The 26,161-nt window shown below is 29.4% G+C and carries 23 protein-coding genes; 4 read left to right on the top strand and 19 right to left on the bottom strand.

The features are described from left to right. Positions 1-6 precede the first annotated feature (6 nt). The 7 genes from JEY78_RS01375 to JEY78_RS01345 form a co-directional block, all read right to left on the bottom strand. Positions 7-1,266 (bottom strand): YaiO family outer membrane beta-barrel protein, encoded by a 1,260-nt coding sequence (locus tag JEY78_RS01375; RefSeq protein WP_291846174.1) that lies wholly within the window; start codon positions 1,264-1,266, stop codon positions 7-9. 1 nt (position 1,267) lies between these two features. Then, positions 1,268-3,691: a sulfatase-like hydrolase/transferase gene (locus tag JEY78_RS01370; RefSeq protein ID WP_291846173.1), complete on the bottom strand. Its 2,424-nt coding sequence runs from the start codon at positions 3,689-3,691 to the stop codon at positions 1,268-1,270. A 15-nt stretch (positions 3,692-3,706) separates the two neighbouring features. Continuing rightward, positions 3,707-5,137, bottom strand: coding sequence for a glycosyltransferase (locus tag JEY78_RS01365; protein WP_291846171.1), 1,431 nt, complete (start codon positions 5,135-5,137; stop codon positions 3,707-3,709). Between the two features lie 2 nt (positions 5,138-5,139). Beyond that, entirely contained in the window at positions 5,140-6,243 is a 1,104-nt protein-coding gene (locus tag JEY78_RS01360) for a hypothetical protein (protein WP_291846169.1), read from the bottom strand. An 18-nt stretch (positions 6,244-6,261) separates the two neighbouring features. Further along, positions 6,262-6,630 (bottom strand): response regulator transcription factor, encoded by a 369-nt coding sequence (locus tag JEY78_RS01355; protein ID WP_291846168.1) that lies wholly within the window; start codon positions 6,628-6,630, stop codon positions 6,262-6,264. After that, complete coding sequence (locus tag JEY78_RS01350) at positions 6,623-8,932, bottom strand: response regulator (RefSeq protein ID WP_291846166.1); 2,310 nt, start codon at positions 8,930-8,932, stop codon at positions 6,623-6,625. The genes JEY78_RS01355 and JEY78_RS01350 overlap by 8 nt, the downstream gene beginning before the upstream one ends. A 190-nt stretch (positions 8,933-9,122) precedes the next feature. Then, positions 9,123-9,485, bottom strand: a complete 363-nt coding sequence (locus JEY78_RS01345) for a hypothetical protein (RefSeq protein ID WP_291846165.1) — start codon at positions 9,483-9,485, stop codon at positions 9,123-9,125. A 396-nt stretch (positions 9,486-9,881) separates the two neighbouring features. Between JEY78_RS01345 and JEY78_RS01340 the strand changes: the two genes are divergently transcribed. The 3 genes from JEY78_RS01340 to JEY78_RS01330 all read left to right on the top strand — a co-directional run bounded on the left by JEY78_RS01340 (position 9,882) and on the right by JEY78_RS01330 (position 12,078). Next, positions 9,882-10,187 carry a hypothetical protein gene (locus tag JEY78_RS01340; protein ID WP_291846164.1) on the top strand — a complete coding sequence of 102 codons (306 nt, stop codon included), beginning with the start codon at positions 9,882-9,884 and terminating at the stop codon, positions 10,185-10,187. Positions 10,188-10,260: 73 nt separating this feature from the next. Then, the gene (locus JEY78_RS01335) at positions 10,261-11,592 is read left to right on the top strand and encodes a phosphoribosylamine--glycine ligase (protein WP_291846163.1); all 1,332 of its coding nucleotides are present in this window, start codon (positions 10,261-10,263) and stop codon (positions 11,590-11,592) included. A 15-nt stretch (positions 11,593-11,607) separates the two neighbouring features. Then, positions 11,608-12,078 (top strand): hypothetical protein, encoded by a 471-nt coding sequence (locus JEY78_RS01330; RefSeq protein ID WP_291846162.1) that lies wholly within the window; start codon positions 11,608-11,610, stop codon positions 12,076-12,078. 62 nt (positions 12,079-12,140) lie between these two features. On the opposite strand, the gene JEY78_RS01325 is transcribed toward JEY78_RS01330, so the two are convergent. From JEY78_RS01325 to ruvB, 11 genes are all read right to left on the bottom strand, one after another. After that, positions 12,141-13,451 carry an FAD/NAD(P)-binding oxidoreductase gene (locus JEY78_RS01325; protein WP_291846161.1) on the bottom strand — a complete coding sequence of 437 codons (1,311 nt, stop codon included), beginning with the start codon at positions 13,449-13,451 and terminating at the stop codon, positions 12,141-12,143. A gap of 108 nt (positions 13,452-13,559) precedes the next feature. Beyond that, a complete protein-coding gene (locus JEY78_RS01320; protein WP_291846159.1) occupies positions 13,560-13,769 on the bottom strand; it encodes a DUF2892 domain-containing protein in 210 nt (69 codons plus the stop codon). Positions 13,770-13,779: 10 nt separating this feature from the next. Continuing rightward, a complete protein-coding gene (locus tag JEY78_RS01315) occupies positions 13,780-14,052 on the bottom strand; it encodes a heavy metal-associated domain-containing protein (protein ID WP_291846158.1) in 273 nt (90 codons plus the stop codon). Positions 14,053-14,090: 38 nt separating this feature from the next. Beyond that, positions 14,091-14,255, bottom strand: a complete 165-nt coding sequence (locus JEY78_RS01310) for a hypothetical protein (protein ID WP_291846157.1) — start codon at positions 14,253-14,255, stop codon at positions 14,091-14,093. A gap of 15 nt (positions 14,256-14,270) precedes the next feature. Beyond that, positions 14,271-15,728 carry an FAD/NAD(P)-binding oxidoreductase gene (locus JEY78_RS01305; protein ID WP_291846156.1) on the bottom strand — a complete coding sequence of 486 codons (1,458 nt, stop codon included), beginning with the start codon at positions 15,726-15,728 and terminating at the stop codon, positions 14,271-14,273. A gap of 4 nt (positions 15,729-15,732) precedes the next feature. Next, on the bottom strand, positions 15,733-16,302 hold the full coding sequence (locus JEY78_RS01300; protein ID WP_291846155.1) for a DUF3365 domain-containing protein: 570 nt from the start codon (positions 16,300-16,302) through the stop codon (positions 15,733-15,735). 1 nt (position 16,303) lies between these two features. Then, on the bottom strand, positions 16,304-16,705 hold the full coding sequence (locus JEY78_RS01295) for a rhodanese-like domain-containing protein (RefSeq protein ID WP_291846154.1): 402 nt from the start codon (positions 16,703-16,705) through the stop codon (positions 16,304-16,306). Between the two features lie 126 nt (positions 16,706-16,831). Then, complete coding sequence (locus tag JEY78_RS01290) at positions 16,832-18,247, bottom strand: MBL fold metallo-hydrolase (protein ID WP_291846152.1); 1,416 nt, start codon at positions 18,245-18,247, stop codon at positions 16,832-16,834. A gap of 110 nt (positions 18,248-18,357) precedes the next feature. Then, the gene (locus JEY78_RS01285; RefSeq protein WP_291846150.1) at positions 18,358-20,094 is read right to left on the bottom strand and encodes a SulP family inorganic anion transporter; all 1,737 of its coding nucleotides are present in this window, start codon (positions 20,092-20,094) and stop codon (positions 18,358-18,360) included. Then, positions 20,094-21,830, bottom strand: coding sequence for a SulP family inorganic anion transporter (locus JEY78_RS01280; RefSeq protein ID WP_291846148.1), 1,737 nt, complete (start codon positions 21,828-21,830; stop codon positions 20,094-20,096). Before JEY78_RS01280 ends, JEY78_RS01285 begins: the two co-directional genes overlap by 1 nt. A gap of 78 nt (positions 21,831-21,908) precedes the next feature. Further along, positions 21,909-22,931 carry a Holliday junction branch migration DNA helicase RuvB gene (ruvB, locus tag JEY78_RS01275; protein ID WP_291846146.1) on the bottom strand — a complete coding sequence of 341 codons (1,023 nt, stop codon included), beginning with the start codon at positions 22,929-22,931 and terminating at the stop codon, positions 21,909-21,911. Between the two features lie 273 nt (positions 22,932-23,204). Between ruvB and JEY78_RS01270 the strand changes: the two genes are divergently transcribed. After that, a complete protein-coding gene (locus JEY78_RS01270; protein WP_291846144.1) occupies positions 23,205-24,308 on the top strand; it encodes a peptidoglycan bridge formation glycyltransferase FemA/FemB family protein in 1,104 nt (367 codons plus the stop codon). A gap of 74 nt (positions 24,309-24,382) precedes the next feature. On the opposite strand, the gene JEY78_RS01265 is transcribed toward JEY78_RS01270, so the two are convergent. After that, on the bottom strand, positions 24,383-26,134 hold the full coding sequence (locus JEY78_RS01265; protein WP_291846143.1) for a cbb3-type cytochrome c oxidase subunit I: 1,752 nt from the start codon (positions 26,132-26,134) through the stop codon (positions 24,383-24,385). Positions 26,135-26,161: the final 27 nt, after the last annotated feature.

Here is a 26,161-nt window from a genome sequence, read left to right as displayed (position 1 = left end):
ACAAAATTATTTAAATTTCAACTCCCATGATACGCCTAATGAATAAATCCAAAAGAAATTTCCTGGATCAAAACTTATTTCTTGATGAGATATTCCTAACTGCGTTCCCCAAGCATTTTGTTTGCTTTTTGAGGTGAAATAATAGCCAAAATTTATTTTTTGAGATTCTAATTTAATGATTTGGTCTTCATTTCCTTCATAATTAAATCGATACAATTCTGGTGAAAATCCAATTCCGGCAGCAATGCTAAAATAATTATCTGCATCACTATTATATTTTCTATAATTTAAAGTCCCTGAAGTACTTGCTCCAGAATCTCCAGGTGTAACATATGGCCTAAAGGACCAATAACTATTCCCTGTATACCAACCTACATATCCTGTATAAATATTTGTAGTGGAACTATATTTTAATGATCTCATACCTAGCGAAACCTCAAAACTGTGTGGTAATGATTGGTGTAATTCTGCTCCAAAACGAACATCTGGATACAAGTAAGAATTTGAAAAACCGAGGTTTAAATACGCATACAATCCTTTGGCAATTTTTGGGTATAAATCCACTTCAAACTGAGCTCCGTTATCACTAAATCTTCTACTGAAATTTCCTTTTGCAATAATACTTCCATATTTTGTTAACCGTTTATATTTTAACGTATAAAATTGCATTGGATCAAAAACCTCTGAGTACAAATCGATAGAAGAACTTACGCCAATGGCATTGAACCGAAGCGATTGATTTAAGCTTTCTTTGTACTCCATAGCCTCTTTATTATTGGGGTTTTTACTTAAAATTACTTGCACTGTTTTTAGCGCATCTTCGGGGTTTTGCGAATTTTCTTCCGCTTTTGCTTTAACCAATAAAATCTCTTCGCTACTAGGAAAGTATTGCAATCCTTTGTTTGCCATTTCTAAAGCGCTAAAAGATGCTTCAGACCATAAATCATTATTGATAGCCGCCACCCAAGTTGTTTCATTTTTCGGATCTTTTTCTAGCACATATAAAAATTCCTTTTTGGCCAATTTATAATTTCCATCCCAAGAATAGGTGCTTGCTAAGAATGAACGAATATCATGGTAATTCGGATATTTTTTAAGCAACATTATGAGTGAATCTTGTGCTTGTTTTCTATTGCCGTCAAAAGCTAATTTTCTAGCCGTTTCAAAAGTAACATCTGGATCTCCATTAAATTCTTTTTGTTGGGCAAAAATAGAAACACTAATTAATAAACATAATGCCAAAAATAATTGTTGTTTTGATTTCATTTTATTTTAGGGTTTGCTTAAATTCTTTGTATTCAACATTCTCTGGATAGATCTTTAACAAACTATCCATTAATATATTTGATTCCTTTTTATAATCTAACCTTTGGTAAGCTTTTGCTAATTTAAAGCTCAAATCGCCATTTACAATTTTATTTTTAAATGCTTTTTGAGCAATTTCAATAGATTTTTCATCTTGATCTGACCACCAATAAACATCCATTAACGCCAAGTAACAATCATAATAATAAGGTACTCGTTTAATAACATTCAACAACTCTAACTCAGATTCTTTATATTTTCCTTCCCAAGCTAACGTCCTTCCTTTTAAAGTACGGGCATCGGCGTGGTTAGGGTATTCATTTAAAATATAATTGCAGAGTAATTGCGCCTTTTTAAAATCTTTATTAAAAGCCGATTCTCTAGCCAATAAAAATATTTTATCAAATGTTAAACCTTTGGTTGATACTTCTATAATTTTTAATTCTTCCTGAGTGAAATCTATTCCTGGATTTATATAAATATTATTTTCTTCAGGATAAATTTTATTTTTTAAGGTACTATACGCATTTAACTTTTTAAATGCTTTTAATGAATCTGAAATAGTATTTAACAAGTCATGTTCAACAACTTTAACTGTTCCAAAGTTTTCGTTTATTTTAAATAAATTACCATCCGAATACAAATAATTTTCATAAATATAATCGTTAATACTTCCTTTATACCGCATTAATGGTATTTTATGAATATTTCTAAATTGTTGCGCCGTATCTAAGCCTTTACTAATCCAAGGAACATTTTCTAATTTTATAAAATTATAGGAATTCATTAAAAGCGACAAAACACTCGGAGTTACATCAAAATGCGACGAGATAGATTTAAATTTTTTAGGTTGTTTTACCAAAGGACTATAGATATAAAACGGCACATGAAAACGACATAATTTATCTTTTTGCACAATAGGAATTAACCTATGATCTCCAGTAATTATAAAAATGGTATTTTCAAAATCTGGTCGTTTTTTATATTCTGTTATAAATCCTTTTATAGAAGCATCTGTATACAATAAACTTGCAAAAATCTCTGAATACGATTTAATTTCGGCGCTTAAATCCGCATTTATATTTTTGGTTGAAATAATACTATCAACTTTTGAAATATAGCTGTTTTTATTGGGAAAATTAAAAGGTTCGTGATTAGAGATAGTCATAATTATATCTAACCTTGGATCAGCTTTTGAATCTAATACAGATATTGTTTTTCTAAAAATTTCTTCATCTGGATAACCCCAAGAAAAACCACCTTCGTTTGCTTCGGTTTTGGTGAAATTTTCGCCAAATTTATCTTCATCAATTACTTCATCAATACCATTGAATTCTAAAAAATTAATTTTTCTATCAAAACTAGATTTATCACCAGAATAAAAAGAAGTTGTATAACCATTTGCTTTTAAAACACTAATTAATGATAAATGTGAAGGTAATTTTTGTTGTTCTAAAAAACCTTGTTCCGCAAATGGTAAGGAACCTAAGATGGAAGGTAGAACACCAAAAGTTCTTCCGGTAGTACTTACAAAGTTTTCCCAATATAAAGATTCATCAATTAATGAATCTAAAAAAGGAGTAAATCCTCCATACGTATTATCCCCAACAAACTCTGCTCCTAATCCTTCAACAATAATAAAAACTATAGTTGGTTTTTCTTCCTTTAAATTTAAAAGTGGCCCTAAAACATTTTCAGATTTTGATGTTGGTGATAAAAATGGAAAATCAGTTCTACTATCTAAATCCATTGCATTTAGCTCTCTTTTTTCTTGTTGAAATTTTAAAATATCAAATACTAAATAATTTAGTTTATTTTGATATTCTGTTTCTGAAGTTTGTGAAAAAACCAATTTTCCTGCTCCAAACAATACAATGGTAATTGTATAAATTGCTATTAAAGACTTCTCAGGAAAAAACTTTTTAAAAGCAACAATAAACCCAAAAAAGATTCCACCAAAAATTAAATATGGCACAAAATAACCAATAGAAAATTCTACGGAAGATGAAACTGTAGTCGTAATATCACTATAAGAATAGCCTAATAAATCGGCTCCTAAATTAATTAAGGTTGTTAAACTATAATTAACAAGCGCAAATTGGCCAATTATAATAATTACAAATAATATTTGAATTAAAATAACGGCTGCTTTTTTATGAAAATAGGCCACTAAAAAATACAAAGGAAAAAGAAATACACTTATAAATAATCCTGTCCAAAAATCATTCAATAATTTAAAGAACAATGATGAACCAATAGAAATACCAACATTCTTTGAAGTTAACTGAAACACTTCAAAAAAACTGATAAGCCAAAACGTAGCTATAAATGCTAAAATTAAATAGCCGTATTTATAAATTTCTTTAAGTTGGAATTTTAATTTCATACTAATAATTGTTTTTTAAGATTTTGACATACCTTTTCGTACCATTTCTCCCCATTTTTTCTTTTTATTAAAATAGTAATCGTAATTTCCTTTAATGGCTGCATATAAAATTACAGGATGTAAAATAAATGGTTCTAACAGCGTTACCAAAATTAATTTAAATCCGGTTCCTTTCTTTTTATATTGATGAAAAGTGAACTCTTCAGAAAAAATGGCAACAATTGTAAATACAACTGAAAATAAATAAGCTAATAAAAAAAATGCAAATGCAAAATCCCATCTCACGCTTTTTAAAGCTACTAAAATTAAAAAATAAATCATTCCAATAACTTCAATTATTGGTGCTAACCTTTCGTAAAAAAACCAATAAGGAAAACTTAACATTCCTAATAAATTATATTTTGGATTGAAACCAATTTTTCTGTGTTTTCGTAATGTTTCAATGGTACCTCGCGTCCATCTATTTCTTTGTGAAATTAAAATTTTATAATTGTCTGGAGCTTCTGTCCAACATAACGGATCTGGAATATAAGCCACTTTATATTTTACTTTTTTCTCTTCCATATGCCTTCTCATTCGCACAATTATTTCCATGTCTTCTCCAACAGTATTGGTGTCATAACCACCAACTTCAATGGCAGATTTTTTTTCGAACATTCCAAAGGCTCCTGAAATTACTAATAAACCGTTTAATCTACTCCAAGCCATTCTACCTAATAAAAATGATCTTAAATATTCTAAAATCTGGGCAATTTCAATCCATTTATTTGGCAAATTAACATCTAACAATTTCCCTTCTTTAATTGTACAGGCATTTGCAATTCTAATAACTCCACCGGAAGCAATTACCTTTACATCTGTAACTTCTAAAAATGGTTTTATCATTTTTTGCAGTGAATCTTCTAACAGCAAACAATCAACATCAATACACGCACAATATTGACTGCTAGAAATATTTAAACCAAAATTTAAAGCATCGGCTTTTCCTCCATTCTCCTTATCTACTACAATTAATTTTTCAAATGCTGGATTGTTAGATTTAAATACACCTGCTCTTAATGGCTTTGTAGGTATTTGTTCATTAATTAAATAATTAACCTTTACTAAATCGTACGCGTTAATAAGTAGGTCTAAACTATTGTCTTTACTTCCGTCGTTTACAATAATTACATCATAATTAACATAATGGCTTGACAATAAAGATCTTACATTTTCTATTATATTTAAACTTTCATTATAGGCTGGAGCAATTATTGATATTGAAGGTGAAACTGTAGAAGATAATATTTCGTTATAATTAACAAAACTATTTTTTTTCATGTATTCATTAGATTCAACAGCAGAAATAATAGCCAAAACTATATAAGATACAATTACTGAAAATGCATAGATAAAAAATAATGAATGTATTATAAAAAGTATTATTCTAACAGTACTACTATCCATAATTAAATTATTTCTAAAAACTTAAAAATCTGCTCGTTATTTATTCCTGACGCATTCACCTTTAGTAAGTTAATTGCTTCAATATTCAACTTTTTTAATAATTTAAAAGCCAAAAATCTAATTTTAAAATTAGGATTGGAAGTGTTTTCAATAATAAACGCCTCGTCTTCTTCATCAACTATATCTTCAAAAATCTTAAAAAATGCAACTTTTTCTTCTTCACTTCTATTTCCGAAATTTATTTTTAAAATTTGTTTAACTTCCTTTACTTGGAAATACCCTAAAATTTCAATAACACAAACTCTTATTTGTTTATTTTTATGATTTAATAAGTTTAGTAAAATTTCAATTACCTGAAACTGATTGTAAATTTTGGCTAATTTTAATGCAAATAATACCACTGAATCATTTTCAGATTTTAACCAAGGTGATATATCTGTAATTTCTTGATCATCAAATTTTTGCAATATTTCTAGCAATTGAATTTGATTCCATTCTGAAATTGGTGATTTTAAATTATCTAAAAATTCTAACCCATTAAAATGAAATAAACTTACATAATAAAGTTGAACTTGATTTCTAACTTCTTGTTTATCATGATTTTTATATTTACTAATTTCATTATAAACATTTACAACCTCAAACTGAGTAAGTTCCTTAATTCCGAGTGCAATTTTATCCCATTTTTTACTTTCTAAATTATTTAATGAGTATTTAATAAGTCCGGTTTTTAAATATAAAGTATTTATTGCAGTAGCCATTTCACCAGAAATATCATTTTTTAATTTTGATAAAACTGAGATAAAAATAGTTCGTTTAAACTTGTCTTGTATACAAGTTTTCATTTTATCAATAATTTCTTGCTGTTCACTTGTTATTTTAGAAATACCGTCTCCAGAATACAAATAGTTTATTAAACTAGCTTCGTACTCTGTAAACAAGTTTTTTGAAATAACCTCCTCAGCTCTTAAATAGTTTCTTAAATAATAAAGATAAAAAAGAAAAAATAGTATGCTAACAAACAACCCTAAAACACCAATCCAAACAATTTGCAGTAATATTGGAAGTTGATTAAAATATGTTAAAATATTTTGGATGTTTGTCATATAGTTTATATAAATATTTTAAGTTAATAAACGCCTCACTCTAATTACCAATTCATTTGGACTAAATGGTTTTCCCATAAAATCATTTGCACCTAAGTTAAATGCTTTTAAAACCATTTCTTCTTGCCCTGCAGCTGAAAAAACAATAATTGGCATCTGTAATTTTAATTTATTTCTAACGTGGCTAATAACTTCTAATCCACTAATAAAAGGCATCATAATATCCGATAAAATAATATCGGGTTTATGTTCTTCAATTAATTCAATAGCTTTTTTACCATCCTCCGCAATTAAAAGCTGATAACCTTCCTTTTCTAATCTAAACTTTAATAATAGTGCTAAAGTTGAATTATCTTCTGCTAAAACAATTTTTTTTAAGTTACTCATTTTCTAACATTTTTAATTCTTCAACTAATTCTTCTTTAACTTTTTCAATAATTTCTTTACAATTATTCAAAACCACCTCAACCCCATCTAAATTCTCTTTCTTTTCTAAATTTCTCATTAAAGAATGTATCATTGTTTCCATTTTTGAAATCCCAAACATGCTTATATTTGGTTTTATTTTATGGGTTGCTCTATGCAAGGCTTCCCAGTTTTTTGTTTTTATTTCTTTAGTAACAACTTTCACATATTCATCTAAATCTTTTAAAAATAATTGAATAAGCAATACTAAAATTGACGTTTCATTTAACGATTCTTGCTTTAAAAATTCAAGATCTGTATATTTTTCTTGTATTGCATTTTTGGTTGAAATTTCACCTTCGCTTTTTTTAGCTTCAAATTTTTCTGAACTAATTGATTTTCCGTATTTTTTTAGCAATAAAAGTAATTCCTCTTTTTTAAAAGGTTTAAAAATATAATCGTTCATTCCGGCTTCTAAAGCCATATCAATATCATTTTTAGAAGTATAAGCAGTCATTGCAATAATAGGTATTCTGCTAACTTGTTTAGAAAGATCGTTTTTTATAATTTTTGTAGCTTCATACCCATCCATTACCGGCATTTGAATATCCATTAAAATAATGTCGTACATATTTTTCTGAACTTTTTTAACTCCTTCAATACCGTTATTGGCAATATCTACGGTGCAATTCCATCTTTCTAATCTTGTTTTTGCTAATAATTGATTTGTTTTATTATCTTCAACTAACAAAATTTTTAACTCTAATGTTGAATTTTCTGCTTCATCCAATTCAACAAAATGTTTTTCAATTTTAGTTACATCTTTTTTAAATGGAATGGTCATTTTAAAATTACTACCTACTCCAAATTTACTTTGCACTTTTATTTCTCCTTCTAACAGCGCTACCAATTTTTTAACAATGGCTAATCCCAAACCTGTTCCTCCATATATTCTTGAAGTATCACTTTTTGCTTGGGTAAAAACACCAAATACTGTGCTAATTTTATTAGAAACTATACCAATACCTGTGTCTTTTATTTCAAAATAAATATCCGCTAAATTGTTTTCATCTTTTACTAATTTAACTAAAACTCCAACAGATCCTTCATCGGTAAATTTAATGGCATTACCAATAAGGTTTAATAAAATTTGTCCAATTCTTGTTGGATCTCCCAAAACATATTCTGGTGTATTTGGGTCAATATCAAGATTTAAAGTTATTTTTTTCTCTTTAGCTTTTAACTTCATTAGTTTTACAACTTCATATAAACTTTTATGAAGATTAAACGGAATTTCTTCTATCTCAACTTTGTTAGAATCTAATTTTGCTAAATCCAATACGTTATTTATAAGAGACAATAGAATTTCACCAGAGTTTCTCATGGTTTCTAAATGCTCCTTTTGCTCTGTGGTTAATTGCGTTTCTAATAATAAATCCGTAAATCCAATAACTGCATTTAAAGGAGTTCTAATTTCATGACTCATGTTTGCTAAAAACTCATCCTTAACTTTTAAAGATTTCTCTGCAGTATCTTTAGCTTGTTTTAATTCCATTTCTGTTTTAACCCTACTAGTAATATCGGTTCCAACAGAAATATAAGTGTCATTTAATCCTTTAGACAATTGCCACTCTATCCATTTATAATCGCCATTCTTTGTCTTAATTTGTCTTTTTGAAATATCGGTAAAATCTTTAATATGAAAATAAATTAAATTATGAATAGCTTCTTTTACTTTTTTAGCTTCATATTGGTTTTCATAGGTTAACTTCCACCATTTATCACCCATAATTTCCTCATCTCTGTACCCTAACATTCTTTCTACAGAAGGTGAGCAAAAAATAACATTATCATTTTTATCACTCACTAAAATCATAGCATCAACGCTATTTATAATATCATTAGAATGAAATGAGGCTATTTCTTGAGACTTTCTATTTGTAATATCTACACCTACAGTTGTAAAAGTATTCGCATCAGAAACTGTATCTCTCCATTCAATCCATTTAAAATTACCATCACTACATTTTACTTTACTTTCATAGGGCTTCGCTGAAATTTTTAATTTTCCTTTAGAAATTTCTTCAATCTTTAATTTATTTAAAGCAATTTCATCGTTAGAAAAACTAATTTTTTCCCACCATTCTTTTTTTAATTTGTCGTTAATTTTATAACCTAGCAACACTTCACAATATGGTGAAAGGTATATTATTTCACCTTTATTATTTACTGAAATAACAACTGCATTTATTTCATTCATAAATTGAATTGGATTTTCTCCCATCTTCTATTTTTATTTTTTTAATCAATACTATATTCAAATTAAATTTAAAAAAACACAATAATTTTAAATTTTTTTAGTGGCAAATCACTTCATATAAATATACCTATTTTATTCAATAAAATAAAAAAACCACCTTAAAAGTGGATTTTTTATATGTGTTAAATATTTATGAGCTAGTTGCTTGATATTGTTAATTTAACATTCCGAAAACTAATAAAACCGACCCAATTCCAACAGTAATTCCAATGATTTTAAATGAATTTGAAGATTTTTTATTTTGCTTTTGAATATTCAAAATGTCATTTTCAATTAAAACCGTTTTAATTTCATTATTTTCAATAGTTTTTATACCGTAAATTATTGAATCTATTTTCTCTATTTTTTCAAAAATAACTTCATCTCCATTTTTCATATTTACTTTAAAATAACCATTATCTGTATTTTGTAAAGCTTCATTAACCGTTGTTGGGTTTTTATACAACTTACAACTAAAACAAACAGCAAAAATTAAAACTAAACTTATTAATTTTAAAAAATATTTTTTTTTACTCACTTTAAAACCATTTTTAAATTTAATTACAAGGTACATTTTAAATTTAAATGATCTATAAAAAATTTAATTTTTAACTGAAATAATTATGAAAATTTTATATTTTTTAAATTCCCTTTTTATATATATTTGCATCGTAAAATGCGCTTTTAAAGCATTATTAAATAGCAATGAAAACAGCTGTTAAATTTGTGTATATTATTAAAAACACATTTTTTAGAATAACAACTCAAGTCATCCGACGGAGTTAACTCCATTTATTTAAAGCTACCTATAATCATCATTTTTACTATAAGAATTTGTTGAAACGTTCTGTGGTATTTGCAATTTACCTTTATTAATAAATTTTATTAAAAATTGCGACAACAATAAAATTTTAGAATTTAAAACTTACAAAACATGAAAACACTTTTAACTTTTTTTACAATTATTTCTTTAGCCTTTGGCAAAAACGATCAGGAAGTATTTACAATGAAAGCCGTATTTGACGGATTTGAAGACGATACTTATTTTTTTACAGATAGTGAAGATGAAACATATTATATTCAAGAAGTTTCTGCTGAAGTAACTAAAATATACGATCTTAAAGATATAAAATACAATGGTAAAACTTTTAATGTAACCTACGAAACCCAAAAAAGACTTGATGAAAGCAATGAACCTTATGAAGTTTTTGTAGTTACAAAATTAACATTGGTTGAATAATCAAAAAAGAGGAGTTTAAAAACTCCTCTTTTTTTGTTACCTTTAATTAAGTTGCTTAAAAGAAATTTTTAAAATGCCTACAAAAAAAATAAAAAATAAAGAATTAAATTTAAAAAACGAACAACTAACCAAACGAAATTTCTTATTTATTTCCCGCTGGGGAGAAATACTTGATATTGCTTGTGCAATTCAGAACGAAGGAAATTTTGTTAAACTATTTATTGAAGATAAACCTTCAAAAGAAATTGGCTACGGTTTTGTTCCTAAAGTATCCAATTGGAAAAAACATATTGATTGGGCAGACATTATTATTTTTGATTATACAGGTTTTGGAAAAGAATGTGAAGAACTGAGAGCTGCTGGAAAAATTGTTTTTGGAGGATCAGAATATACAGATAGGCTTGAATTAGATCGTAATTTTGGACAAGAAGAATTAAAAAAACACAAAGTAAAAATATTACAATCCAAAGAGTTTTTTAATTTTCAAGACGCAATTGCCTTTGTAAAAAAAAATCCTGATGCTTATGTTGTAAAACCTTGTGGAGAAACTCAAGAACTAAAACAATTACTATTTGTAGGTAATGATGATGAAGGTCTTGATGTTATTCGCGTATTAAATGCTTATGAAAAATCCTGGGGAAATGATTTTGGAAATTTTCAATTGCAAAGAAAAGTAAAAGGTGTAGAAATTTCAGTTTCAGCATTTTTTAATGGGAATGAATTTATAACACCCATTAATGTCACTTTTGAGCATAAAAAATTATTTCCAAAAGAATTAGGTGTTTCTACAGGAGAAATGGGAAGCAGTATGTTTTGGGTAAAAGATTCTCCCATTTTTGATGCTACTTTAAAAAAGTTTGAAAACACCCTAATTAAGAAAAATTTTATTGGTCATATAGATATTAATTGCATTGTAAATGTCAATGGTATTTATCCTTTAGAATTTACATCAAGGTTTGGTTTTCCTCAAATATTTATTCAACGTGCAGGTATAATTGAGCCAATAGGAAATATGCTTTATAAAGTTGCAGGCGGACAAAAATTTACTATAAATGTTAAGAAAGGATTTCAAATAGGAGCATTTATTGTGGTTCCTCCATTTCCTTTTGATGACAAAAAAAGTTTTGAATTATTTTCAAAAGATTCTATTGTTATTTTTAAAAAAGAAATTAAGGAAGGAATTCACCCAATGCATCTAAAAAAAATAAATGATGAGTGGTTAATTACTGGAAACACAGGGATTGCAGTAATGGTTTCTGGAACTGGATTAACTATGAAAGATGCTCAAAAAATGATGAATAATAGAATTGGAAATATTATTGTAAACAACAGCTATTATAGAACCGATATTGGCGACAGATGGTTTGATGATTCCGACAAGCTTTGGTCTTGGGGATTGTTATAATTTAATTTTATTGAAATGGAAATACAATTTGAAAAACTTAAAGGAAACCCAAATCAATTTTTTGATATTTTACCAAATGATTGGAAAATTAGCATTGTTCCTAATTGGATTTTCTATAAAAAAACAGCTACAATTTATGTAATTAAAGAAAATAACGAAATTATTTGCGGAGGTATTGTTTTTACAGAAAAACTAAAAGAAATGACTCCTTTTGAAATTTCGCATGCGTATTTATTCGCTGATGGGTTTAATTATTTAGGATATATTTGGGTTGCCGAACATAAAAGAAATCTGCAATTAGCCACTACTTGGTTATCTTATTTAAAAGCACTAAATCCAAATCAAAAATACTGGTTAACTATTGAAGAAGAACAGCTTAACTATTTTTATAAAAAAAACGGATTCAAACTTTTTTCAGAAAGTCATAATGATTTTGATAACACTATTAAGGAATGGATTTTTACTTACACTCCTAATATTTCATAAAAAAAATAGAATACAAATGCTAAGTATTCTATTTTTAGTTTAAATCCTTTTCAATAAAATTATTAAACTTCAATACCTTTCATCATCTTATTCCAATACAAATAAGGAAGCATATATTTTTTTAGTAACCATAATCTCCAATGCTCTTTTGAAGAATCTGAAATCATTAAAGGAAACTGTTTTAACTTTGGATCTGGTTCAAAATTTTGATTATAATCAAACTCCGCCAATACCATTTTACCATAACCTGTAACTAACGGACAAGAAGTATATCCTTTATATTCTTTTGTTGAAAGTGCATTTGATTCAATTAACTTTAAAATATTTTCAACCACAACCGGAGCTTGTTTTCTAATGGCTGCACCTGTTTTTGAAGTTGGTAAATTAGAAACATCTCCTAAACTAAAAATATTTCCGTATTTAACATGTTGCATTGTTCCTTTATTTACATCAACCCAACCAGCTTCAGAAACTAAAGGAGAATTTTTAATAAAATCAGGCGCACATTGTGGCGGTGCCAAATGCATCATATCAAAATGAATTCCATATTGTTCTCCTCTTCTACTTACCTTAACATCTTTATAGTTGTATTGAATATCTTTATCTAATGTAGTAATATCTCCATCTGCAATAGTTACGCAACCACCCGCTGTTAAATCCTTATCTATTTCATACCAAGCAATTTTTTTATCACCATCTACTTTTACAAGTCTATGAAAAAATCGAACATTAATATCTTTTTTATCTACAACATTCATTAAAGTATCCGCAATTATTTTTACACCAAAAATAGATCCGCTTGGTAAAGCAAAAACAATATCTGTTTTATCTCTTAGTCCCTCTTTTCTAAAATGCTCATCTGCCAAATACATTATTTTTTGAGGTGCACCTCCACATTTAATTGGTGTTGCAGGTTGGGTAAAAAGTGCTGTTCCTCCTTTAAATTTTTGTAAAATTTCCCAAGTATGCTTTGGATTTGTATAATTACTACAAACAACTCCTTTATCCATTGCCTCTTTAAGCCCTTCAATCATTTCAGGAGCAATCTTCAATCCTGGCGCAACTACTAAATAATCATAAGTAAATTCTTCACCTTTTTTAGTGAAAACTTTATTGTTTTCTGGTTCAAATTTCTCGGCAAATTGTTGAATCCAATCAACTCCTTCTGGTATTAATGAAGCCATTGGCCTCGCGGTCTTCTCAAAATCGTATGTATTTGCTCCAACCAATGTCCAAGCTGGCTGATAATAATGCGTTTGAGCTGGTTCAATTAAACCAATTTGAATGGATTTATTTTTTCTTTTTAGCATGGATGAAACCATAATTCCAGCTGTTCCACCACCAATTACCAACACTTGATAATGTTTAGACATAATAGACTATTTTAAATTAACTTTCAACTAAGAAAATTAAATAAAAAAAAGCACTTTAATGTGATTATAATCACATTAAAGTGCTTTTTTTTTAAAATCTATGGTTACTTATTCTTTTATTTCACAAGTATTTACTCCAAAAAGTGTATAAAGAGGACAAAATCCAGTGATTGGAGTGACTAGCATTATCCCAGCAATTACATATAATACATATTGAATCCAACTAGTTTCAAACACTGTTGAATACGCAAAATAACCTATTGCAATAGCCAAAACCATTCTCACTATCTTATCTGTACTACCTACGTTTTTTTTCATAACTAGTTTTTTAAGATTCTGAAGTCATTCTTCCAGTTGCGCAACTAACAAAAGATTTTGCTTTGTGAATTATTGTATTAGCATCTCCAACTTCTGGGTAACCCATAGTTGAAAGTTTATTTTTCACTTCAGTTAAAACCGAATTATCTTTGGTGTCTATAGTTACTTTTGAAGCTTCTAAGTCTACAGAAACATCAGTAACTCCATCAATTGCTAACAATCCTTTTTTAATAGAATTGGCACAACCGCCACATTTTAAGTTTAATATTTCTAACGTTGTCATACTATTATTTTTAGAGTACAAAATTACAAAATTAATTTTTATGAATGCCCTCTAACAACTATCATCATTACTTTTAAATTTAATTTAAAAAAATTGTAAATCTGATATGGAAAGAAAACTCTCATAAACCGAACCAATTTTGTTGGTTCAGTTCCAAAGGAAATATTACTATATGGTACTGTTTTATCTGTTGTTGTTTTCATCTGTTTCGTTTTAAATTATTCTGGAATTAACCACCAAAAAGGTTTTGCTTTTGCTTTATATAAAAACATATAATGCATAAATAATTTCATCCAATGTCCTGCTGTACCCACCACTCCAACGGTATCATCAATATTCCTTCCCCATTTTGGATATTTTTCCCAATCTTGAACAATTGGATTTACAGTCATTACAGCTGCTTGACCCTTTCTTAAACCATATCCGGCAGAAACTATACAGGCAGCACCCATCTTAGCCATAGAAGCCCTATGTGGATGTTCAATTTTACCCACTTTTATAGAATGAATAATATTTTGCGCTACAATTTTACCTATTACACCTGATGGCATTCCTGTTCTTGGAGGTGTTGGAAATATTTTCGTCCCATTCGGACTTTCCATTGGTTTAGACATTGCATGCGGTGGTGCAAAAGCAATTCCAGCCGCATAAACATTTGCGTATTTTACACTTTGATATGTTTCTGGCCAATCTTCTGCTTTCCATTCTTCATATGCTTTAGGCGTATAATCTGCATCAACTTTCATCATTCCATTAGCAACAAAAATTTCAGCACTAATATCTTCATTCTTTTTATTAAAAGCTTTCATACCAGCACCAGTAAACCCAGGAATTAACATGGCAAAATCAAAATTTACAGTTTTATGCTCTCCTCTTAAATTTTCATAATACACCACTCCTTTTTCAACTTTTTGTACACCAGCTTGCTTAATCCATTGTACGCCATATTCTTTTAAAATAGATTCAGCAAAAATTTTGGTTGGTGTTATATATCCATTTCTTTTAATATAAGCACCTCCCATACCAAAATCACCCAACTCATATTCATTGGTTATCCACCATAAATCGGCTAAATGTTGAAGTTTACGCTTTTTAATTTCAAAAGCTATATTTAAAATATACTCAAAAGCAGCACCTTGGCAAGTAGCCATAGCGTGTCCAGTTCCAATTAAAAACGTTTGTCTTTCACCATTTTCCATTTTCTTTAAAGACTCTTGCAGTTTGGTCCAGGCGTGTGCAGCGTGATCATATGTACAAACAGATTCTGTATGTTTTTTTGGGCCTAATCCTTCTGTTGCTTCAAAATTTAATTTTGGTCCTGTGGCATTTATTAAATAATCGTAAGTAACTTTTTCTTCAATATCTTTTTTATCTTCAGAAACATATTTAATAGTTACAAATCCTTTTGAATTATCTACATCTCCTTCTGGATTTATAGATACAGCTAATGCTTGTTTATAATCTACACCCATTTTTTTATACACAGGCGCCAATGCAAATTTCACCTGATCTGGAGTCATTAATCCAACACCAACCCAAATATTTGAAGGTACCCATTGAAAATTACTATTGGGAGAAACCATCACTACTTCATGTGGGTTTTTAAGGCTTTTACTTAAATAGGAAACTGCCGTGTGGCCAGAAATCCCTGCTCCTAAAACAACTACTTTTGCCATAATTTTAATTTTTAAAAGTAATACTCCAAATCCCTCTTAAATCACCTTCGTTATACCCTATTGCTTTATCATTTGGATATAATGATTTTATAATAGAATCTGTTTTAATATTCACTGTTTCATTTATAGTGCCATGACAAACTAAGCAATTGGCTTTCATAATAATTGGCGCATAAAAATGCTTTTTATTAGTTGCATCAACTTCAACAATAGGTTTTAATGGTTTTCCTTCCAACTTGGTTTTATGAAATTCATCTAAAATTTCTAATTCTCTTTTTGAAGGAGCGTTTTGGTCATTTCTTAAATCATTTGAAGTTCGTTTAATAGTAGCTTCAAATTTTTCTGATAATTGATTTGTTATTCGCATGGCCTTTTGATTACAAAACGGAATAGCTTGCGCTGGACCACCTGCTTTCATTTGTTCAGTAAGTTGCGTGCTTAATTCTAAAAATGCAGCTTCTGCAATTTCTTTCCCTTTTAAAGTATATGCTTCTTTGTCTTTTTCTGAAAAAGAAGTATTACAGGAAACTAACGCAACCACAATTGTTATTAGAAAAAATATTTTTTTTACCATTTTATTTTATTATTTGAAGATTTTCTCTAGACCAACTCATAATTCCTCCTTGTAAATCATAAATTTCTCCATATCCTAATTTTGCAACTTTTGCTGCCGCAGAAGATGTTCTATTACCTGATCTACAATACAAAAAAATAGGTTTTGATTTGTCGTATTTTCCAATTTGCTCAATAAATGAATTATCAAAAAAATTGATATTTATTGCGCCTTCAATATGGCCTTGATTAAATTCTTGTGGTGTTCTAATATCAATAATAACTTGATTTATTGATTTCTCTTTAAACTCAGCAGGCTTTACAACATGGATTGCCGATTTTTCTTGTTCGTTTAATGGTGGTTTAGAATTACAGCCTAAGCTAATAAATAGCATAAATAAAACAACCCCTAATTTTAATTTCATATTTATATATTTTTGATTTTTGACAAATGTACCTAACCACATTTTGGAATGTGGTAACTAAAGTTACGAATAAAAATAAAAAAGGGGAGTTAAAAACTCCCCAAAATATTAAATAAAAAAGAACATTTATAATAATGTTGTTGGACAAACATAATCTGTTAATTTTGCCTCAGTATCTTTAATATCCTTAAAGCCTCCTCTCACATCAAACACATTTTCTACTCCATTTGCTTTAAAAATTGATGCAGCAATTAATGATCGATAACCGCTAGCACAATGCAGTACATAAGTTGTATCTGACTTTATTTCAGCAAAATTTGAATGAATATAATCTAAAGGAAAATTTTCTACTCCAACAACATGTTCTGAAAGATATTCAGATTCTTTTCTCACGTCAAGTGCTTTGCCTATTGTTCCTTCTTTCAATTTATTTGCAAATTGAGTGGCTGACATAGATCCAATTTTATCAGCTTCAAATCCGGCGGCTAACCAAGCGTGCATTCCTCCACGCAAAAAGCCAAAGGTATGATCATAACCAACTCTTGAAAAACGTGTTACTACCTCATGTTCCCGTCCACCTTCAGCAATAAAAATAATTTTTTGTTTTATATTAGGAATTAAAGCGCCAACCCAAGGTGCAAAACCTCCATCTGCTCCAATATACCAGGCTCCAGGAACGGTTCCTTCTTCTGTATATTCTTCTTTTGAACGTGTATCAACCACTAAAATATCATCACGTTCACTCATTTCTTTAAATGTTGCGGCATCAAGGGGGGTTGTTCCTCTATGTAAAATTTCGTCTATACTAGTATTAACACCTTTATTCATTCTTACGTTATTACCAAAATACTGTGGTGCTGGTTTTAAACCAGTTGTTACTTCAGTAATGAACTCTTCTTTAGTCATGTCTGCTCTTAAGGCATAGTTTGTTTTCTTCTGATTTCCTAAAGTGTCAAAAGTTTCTGAACTCATATTCTTCCCACAAGCAGAACCCGCACCATGATTAGGATATACAATAATATCATCTGGCAATGTCATTATTTTATTTCGAAGTGAGTCAAATAAATGACCCGCCAAATCTGCCTGAGTTAAATCAGATTTTACAGCTAAATCCGGTCTTCCCACATCACCAATAAATAAGCAATCACCAGTAAATACATATGGCGTTTTTTCATTTTTATCAATCAAAACATAAGAAGAAGACTCCATTGTATGACCAGGAGTATGCAATAGTTTCAATAAAATATTTCCTATTTGAAATAATTCTCCATCTTTACCTTGATGAATATCATAGTTTGGATTTGCGTTTGGACCAAAAACGATGGTGGCTCCAGTTTTTTTGGCTAAATCTACTTGACCAGAAACAAAATCGGCATGAAAGTGAGTTAAAAAAACATATTTAATTTTAGCCCCATCTGCTTTTGCCATTTCTATATATGGTTCGGTTTCTCTAAGAGGATCAATAATTGCAGCTTCTCCATTAGATTCAATGTAGTAAGCCATTTCTGCAAGGCAGCCTGTAAATAATTGTTCAACTTTCATAATTCTCTGATTTATATATTATTAAACTTAGTATGTAGTTTTTCAAATCTACATGAAACGTTCTTTTTTTTTGTAACTGAGGTTACATAAACAACTTTTTTAAGAAAACTTTAATTGTTTGTTTGCTTTATATATTCAAAATATTTTAGTTCTAATTCTTTATTTTTAACCGTATCTTCATATGCATCAACAGCTTCTTGAATACTCATAAAACAATTTTCATACCTTATTTTTTGCATAACCCCGCTTTTTTCTAAAACATCACGTACGGGTCCTTTCATCCCTGTAAGCGCAATTTCAATTTGATTGCTATGGTATTTTGAAATAACATCATTCATCATATAAATACCAGAACTATCAATGGTATTAATACTTTCACCATCAATAATAATTAATTTTAAACCTGTTCCTTTTTCTTCAACATATTCTTCTAATTGATCTTTAAAATATTGAACATTAGCAAAAAATAATTGTGCATCAAAGCGCACAATTAAAACGGCAGGATTAATTTCCAATAAACCTTCAAATCTTTTAATATTTCTATAAAAATGTGTATTTGGAATTCTTCCTAATATTGCAATATGAGGTTTAGTACTTCTATAAATTAACATTCCTAAAGACAAAATTACCCCAATAAATATACCCTCTTTAATACCTATTGTTGCTGTTATTATTAAAGTTATATTTAAAATTACCAACTCTCTTTTAGAGTATTTAAGCAATTGTTTTGGCACCGTAAAATCTAACAATCCAAAAACTGCCACAATAATAATTGCTGCTAAAACAGCTTGTGGTAAATAATAAAAAACGGGCGTTAAAAACAACAATGTTAAGCCAACAATTACACTTGAAATAATTGCTGCCATAGGAGTTTTTGCACCAAGTTGATTATTTACTGCAGATCTAGACAGCCCTCCGGTCGCTGGATACGTTTGAAAAAATGACCCAACAATATTTCCCATTCCAATAGCTATTAACTCTTGGTTTGGGTTTACTTTATAGTTTTTGTGCTTTAATTCTATGGCTTTAGCAACGGATATTGCTTCTAAAAAAGCGATGAAAGATAAGGTTAATGCAATAGGAAATAAATCAATAATTACATCTAGACTAAAACTTGGTATTTTAAAAGCTGGTAATCCTTGCGGAATATCACCAATTATTTTCACGCCAATTTCATTTAAATTTAAATATTTAACAACTATTATTCCTAACACCACTAAAACTAATGCTGCCGGAATTTTTTTTGTCAATTTTTTAAAAAACACCAAAATTAGTATGGATATAATACCAATGGCAAAAGTAATCCAGTTTATTTCATTAATATGATGGTAAACTTCAATTAGTAGTTCATGAATTTTATTTCCTTTTTGTAGATTTACACCTAATAAATTTTTAAGCTGACTTAATGCAATAATTAATGCTGCCGCAGATGTAAATCCACTAATAACAGGACGCGATAAAAAATTAACTAAAAATCCTAGCTTAAATATTCCAAACAATACTTGTAAAACACCCATTATAAATGCCAGTAAAATGGCAAACTCAATAAAATGTTCTGTGCCAACTTCTGCTAATGTTGCAACACCAGAAGCCACAATTAACGAATCCATTGCTACTGGTCCAACAGCTAATTGGCGAGAAGTTCCAAATATTGCATAAATTATTTGAGGAATCATTGCCGTATACAAACCGTAAATTGGTGGTAATCCAGCAATCATTGCATAGGCAATCCCTTGAGGAATTAACATTATTCCAACGGTTAATCCTGCTCCAAAATCATCTTTAAACCAAGCTTTTTGATAATTTGGCAACCATTCTAAAATTGGAATAAACTTTTTAAACTTCATTATTGAAGAGATTTTTTACATTCATTAAATAACTTTATATCGCACTTTTCACAAATGCTTTTATCCAGTTTGGTATAAATTGTAGAAACTGCAGTATTTTTATCTTTAAAAAAGTTCTCCGCACCTATTGAATTCAAAAACCCTCCATTTTGAAGAATATCTTGACTTATAATTTTTAAACCAACAAAATAAATTCCTCCACCTCGTTTTTGCCATTTCAACACTTCTTGCGTTAACCATTCTGCTCCTGCTACATCAATAAAATTAACTCCGTTTGAAATAATTAACAAATATTGTTGCTTATTTTCTTCATATAAATCTGCAAAATAATTTGAAATTCCTTCAACAGCACCAAAATAAATGGAACCGTCTATACGAATCATTTTTAATTGAGGACATTCTTTGGTGGTTTCATCTCTAATAATATTCATGAATTTATCTTCACTATTTTTACCAAAAACAGCAATATTTGGTTTAGATGTTTTTTCTAAATAGAAAAATAAAGAAATTAATATCCCTAAAAGCAATGCAGTTTCTAGCTCTAAAAATAAGGTTCCTAAAAGCGTAATTATTAATACAATAAACTCTCTTTTACTACTTTTAATAATTGTTTTTATATTTTTAAAATCAATTAAATTATAACCCACCAATAATATAATTCCACCCATTGCTGGCTTAGGCAAAAACGATGCATACTTTGCAAAAAACAATACTACCAACATTAAACCAACTGCCGAGACAATTGCAGAAAGAGGCGTTTTAGCACCTGCCTGATAATTTACCCCAGATCTAGTAAAAGAACCTGAACTTGCATATGACGAGAAAAAACTGGAAATAATATTAGACAAACCTTGACCTATAAACTCTCTATTATTATCTAATTTTTGATGTGAATGCAATGCTACTGCTCTTGCAATTGAAACAGCCTCTACCAAACCTAATAAAGCCAAAGTAACTGCTCCAGAAGTTAACAGTCGCATATCTTCAAAATTAAAATTTGGAATTTTAAAAGGAGGTAAATTTGAAGGAACAGTTCCAACAGTTTCAATTCCGTGTAAATTTCCACCCAACAAAATAGCCAAAATACTTCCCAAAACCATGGCTATTAGCATATACAATCTAGAAATATATTTTATCTTTTTAATGATAAAAGCCAAAATTAGAGTTCCTAAAGCAACTCCTAAAACATATAAATTTGTTTCTTGAATATGAACAATTATGTAATTAATGATTTCATAAAATGTGCTGCCTAGTGGTACTTGAATTCCAAACACATGTTTTAATTGTTTAAATGCAATTAAAATTCCTGCTCCAGCAGCAAAACCAATAACAACTGAATTAGAAACAAAATTCACCAACTTTCCCATTTTAGCCAATCCCATAATCAACTTTATAACACCAGCCATAAAAGATAAAACAATAGCTAATGAAATAAATGCTTCTAGTTCTGTTTCCGGACTTGCAAACTTACTGATAACAGCAAAAACAACTATTGAACTTGTGGTGGTTGGCCCAGAAATTAAATGATATGAAGAACCAAATAATGCAGCAATAATTGGAGTAATCATTGCTGTATAAAAGCCATAAACTGGAGGTAAACCAGCAATCATAGCAAAAGCAACAGCTTGTGGAATTACAATTATAGTGCCTGTTATTCCTGCAATAAAATCATCTTTCCAAGTATGTTTAACTAATGGTAACCAAGTTAAAAAAGGGAATATTTTTTTTAAACTCATATTCATAAGTTTATATAACTATTAGAAACAAAAGTACTTCGATAAATATTTAGTATTGTGATGAAAGTCACATAAAAACTAGAATAATTCGCCTTGATTCTGGCTTTTAATTTTGCCTAAATGTTTATACGCAAGTTCGGTAACTTCTCTACCACGTGGGGTTCTCATTAAAAAACCTTCTTGTATTAAAAAAGGTTCATACACTTCTTCAATGGTTTCAGTATTTTCACCAACAGCAGTTGCAATTGTACTAATTCCAACTGGCCCACCTTTAAACTTATCAATAATAGTAGATAAAATTTTGTTATCCATTTCATCCAAGCCATGTGCGTCAACATGCAATGCTTCTAAAGCATATTTTGCAATTTGAATGGTAATATTTCCATTTCCTTTTATTTGCGCAAAATCTCTAACTCTTCTTAATAATGCATTAGCAATTCTTGGCGTTCCTCTACTTCTTCCTGCTATTTCAATAGCTGATTCCATTGAAATTGGTACTTTTAAAATTGCTGCACTTCGCTGTACAATTGTGGTTAACAATTCTGTATTATAATATTGTAATCTGCTACTTATTCCAAAACGAGCGCGCATTGGCGCAGTTAATAAACCTGAACGTGTGGTTGCACCTATTAATGTAAATGGCTCCAAATCTATTTGAACAGTTCTGGCATTTGGACCACTTTCTATCATTATATCAATACGATAGTCTTCCATTGCTGAATATAAATATTCTTCAACTACTGGACTTAACCTATGAATTTCATCAATAAAAAGCACATCACGTTCACTTAAATTAGTTAATAAACCTGCTAAATCTCCCGGTTTATCTAACACAGGGCCTGAAGTAATTTTCAATCCAACATTTAATTCGTTGGCTAGAATATGTGCTAACGTAGTTTTTCCCAATCCTGGCGGACCGTGAAATAAGGTGTGATCTAAAGCTTCGCCACGTAAATTGGCCGCTTCAACAAAAATTTTTAAGTTTTCTAGAACCTGCTCTTGCCCTGTAAAATCACTAAATGATAGTGGACGTAATTTTTTTTCTACATCTAATTCTTCAGGAGAAAAATGTTCTTTATCAGGATTCAAGTTTTCGTTCATAAAAACAAAGATAGCAGAAATAAAAAAACCTTTGTAAAAAAACAACAAGCTTTTCAACATAACTTTTTTTATTGCATATAAATGATAAAACTAATACATATAATTGTTACAATTTAATTTCACTTTTTATTTCTAAAAATAAAAAGAGCAGCCATAAAGAAGTGATTTTCTTACAATAGGATGCATTAGAATTCCTAGATAATTTAAATAAATTAACTACAAATTTTATATAAAGTAATGATTTTGCTAGTTTTGCAAAAAAAGAGAGATTTAATGATTTGCCGATTAGAAAAGAAAAAGCTAGAAGAACTAAAAACTACCCATATTTTACCACAAACTCCTTTTTGGGGTCGATTAAAAAGTAAACAGGGTTTTAAACCTTATGGATTTGAGTTAACTATCTCAAAAGAGTTGATCTATAACTCTGAAAATACTTCAACAATTATTAAAGATGACATTCTGGTTCTTATAAAAAATATAGATGCTGATCACTGTTTTGCTTACGTTCCTTACGGTCCTAAAATAGAGCCAGATTTTGAAAATCAAGGCGTTTTTCTTGAACAACTTTCTGAAGTTTTAAAACCTGAATTACCTGCTAATTGTGTATTTATACGTTATGATTTAATGTGGCAAAATCAATGGTCGGTTGATGAAGAATATTTTGATGAAACTGGAAATTGGGTTGGTCCTCCTCAAAGTCAAGTTCAAGAATTTAGAGTTAATTTTAAAACTGAAAATTGGAATTTACAGAAAAGCCCAAATGATATTCTACCAAAAAATACTTTCTTTTTAGATTTAACTTTATCAGAGAAAGAGTTACTCTCCAACATGCGTTATAATACACGTTATAATATTAAAAAAGCCTCTAAAAAGGGAATTCAAATTAAAGAATATGGCATTGAGCATATAGAAAGTTGGTATAAATTATATAAAGAAACTGCTATTCGCCAACAGTTACCACTACAAAATAAAGAGTACTTTTCAAGTATTTTAAAAAATCAAGATAACACTAAAAATGGTGTTAATGTTAAAATGTTAATGGCTGATTACAATGGTAAACTATTAGCATCTATGTTTTTAGTATTATCAAATAAACGCGGAACTTATTTGTATGGCGCTTCTTCATACAAAAATAAAAATATGATGGCAAGTTACGCACTGCAATGGGAATCGCTTAAAATTGCTAAAAACTGGGGATGTTCTGAGTATGATATGTTTGGCTCTGCACCAAATTTAAACCAAAAACATCCTTTGCGGGGAATTCATATTTATAAAAAAGGGTTTGGCGGAAATCTATTCCATAGAATGGGATGTTGGGATTATCCGTATGATCATAAAGTTTATGAATTATATAAAATGTATGAACTCAATAATTAGTATCAACCAAATTATAACATAAAAAAACCTTTCTGATATTTTCAGAAAGGTTTTTTTAAGTTGTTTTATAGTATCTATGATTCCTCTTCGCCTTCTTTTAAAGGTGTAATTTGAGAAACAAAATCATCATCATGCCCCGGTTTACTATAATCATATGCCCAACGATGAACAGTTGGAAGTTCACCAGGCCAGTTTCCGTGAACGTGTTCTACAGGAGTAGTCCATTCTAATGTATTAGATTTCCAAGGGTTTTGTTCTGATTTTTTACCTTTATAAATACTGATAAAGAAATTAGCTAAAAATATAATTTGAGCCAAACCTCCTAAAAGTGCAAATAGTGTTATAACTATATTAATATCTGCAACGTCATCAAATAATGGAAATGCTGTATTAGAATAATATCTACGAGGTAATCCTGCTAAACCAATAAAATGCATCGGGAAAAATACTCCATATGCTGCAACTGCAGTTATCCAGAAATGCCAATATCCTAATGTTTTATTCATCATTCTACCAAACATTTTAGGAAACCAATGATAAACACCTGCAAACATACCGTAAATAGCAGAAACACCCATTACTAAATGGAAGTGAGCAACTACAAAATAAGTATCGTGCACATTAATATCCAAAGCACTATCTCCTAATACCAAACCTGTTAAACCGCCAGAAATAAAAGTTGAAACCAATCCAATTGAAAAAAGCATCGCCGGATTCATTTGTAAATTTCCTTTCCACAATGTTGTAATATAGTTAAATGCTTTTACTGCTGAAGGAATAGCAATTAATAAGGTTGTAAATGTAAATACAGATCCTAAAAATGGATTCATACCAGAAACAAACATATGATGCCCCCAAACAATAGTTGATAAAAATGCTATTGCTATAATTGAACCAATCATAGCTCTATATCCAAAAATTGGTTTTCTTGAATTTGTTGAAATAATTTCAGAAGTAATACCTAATGCTGGTAATAAAACTATATATACTTCTGGATGTCCTAAAAACCAAAATAAATGCTCAAACAATACAGGCGAACCACCTTGGTAATGTAATACTTCACCTTGAATAAAAATATCTGATAAATAGAACGAAGTTCCAAAACTTCTATCAAAAATTAATAATAATGCAGCAGATAACAATACTGGAAACGAAACAACACCAATAATTGCTGTAACAAAAAATGCCCAAATTGTAAGTGGAAGTCTGGTCATCTTCATGCCAACAGTTCTTAAATTAAGCACTGTAACAATATAATTCAACGCTCCTAACAATGATGATGCAATAAATATTGCCATTGAAACTAACCATAGTGTCATTCCCATTCCCGATCCTGGAATTGCTTGTGGCAACGCACTTAATGGTGGATAAATGGTCCATCCTGCAGATGCTGGTCCTGCTTCTACAAAAAGTGAAATAACCATAATTACACTTGATAAGAAAAATAACCAATATGATACCATATTTAGAAATCCTGAAGCCATGTCTCGAGCTCCAATTTGCAATGGAATTAAAAGGTTACTAAATGTTCCACTTAATCCAGCAGTTAATACAAAAAATACCATAATGGTACCATGAATGGTAACAATTGCTAAATAAATATCTGGCGACATAACTCCTCCATCTTGGTGATGTCCTAAAAAGGCTTCAATAATACTGAAAGAATGCTCTGGCCATGCAATTTGTAAACGAAATAACATAGACATAAATACCCCTATAATTCCCATAAAAATACCAGTAACTAAATACTGCTTTGAAATCATTTTATGGTCAGTACTAAAAACGTATTTTGTAATGAATGTTTCTTTATGATGATGATCTGACATATTTTATTTTTTTAGTAAAGTAGTAGT

Source organism: Lutibacter sp. (assembly GCF_016342705.1).
Lineage (GTDB): Bacteria > Bacteroidota > Bacteroidia > Flavobacteriales > Flavobacteriaceae > Lutibacter.
This window is presented reverse-complemented; position numbering and strand designations above follow the sequence as displayed.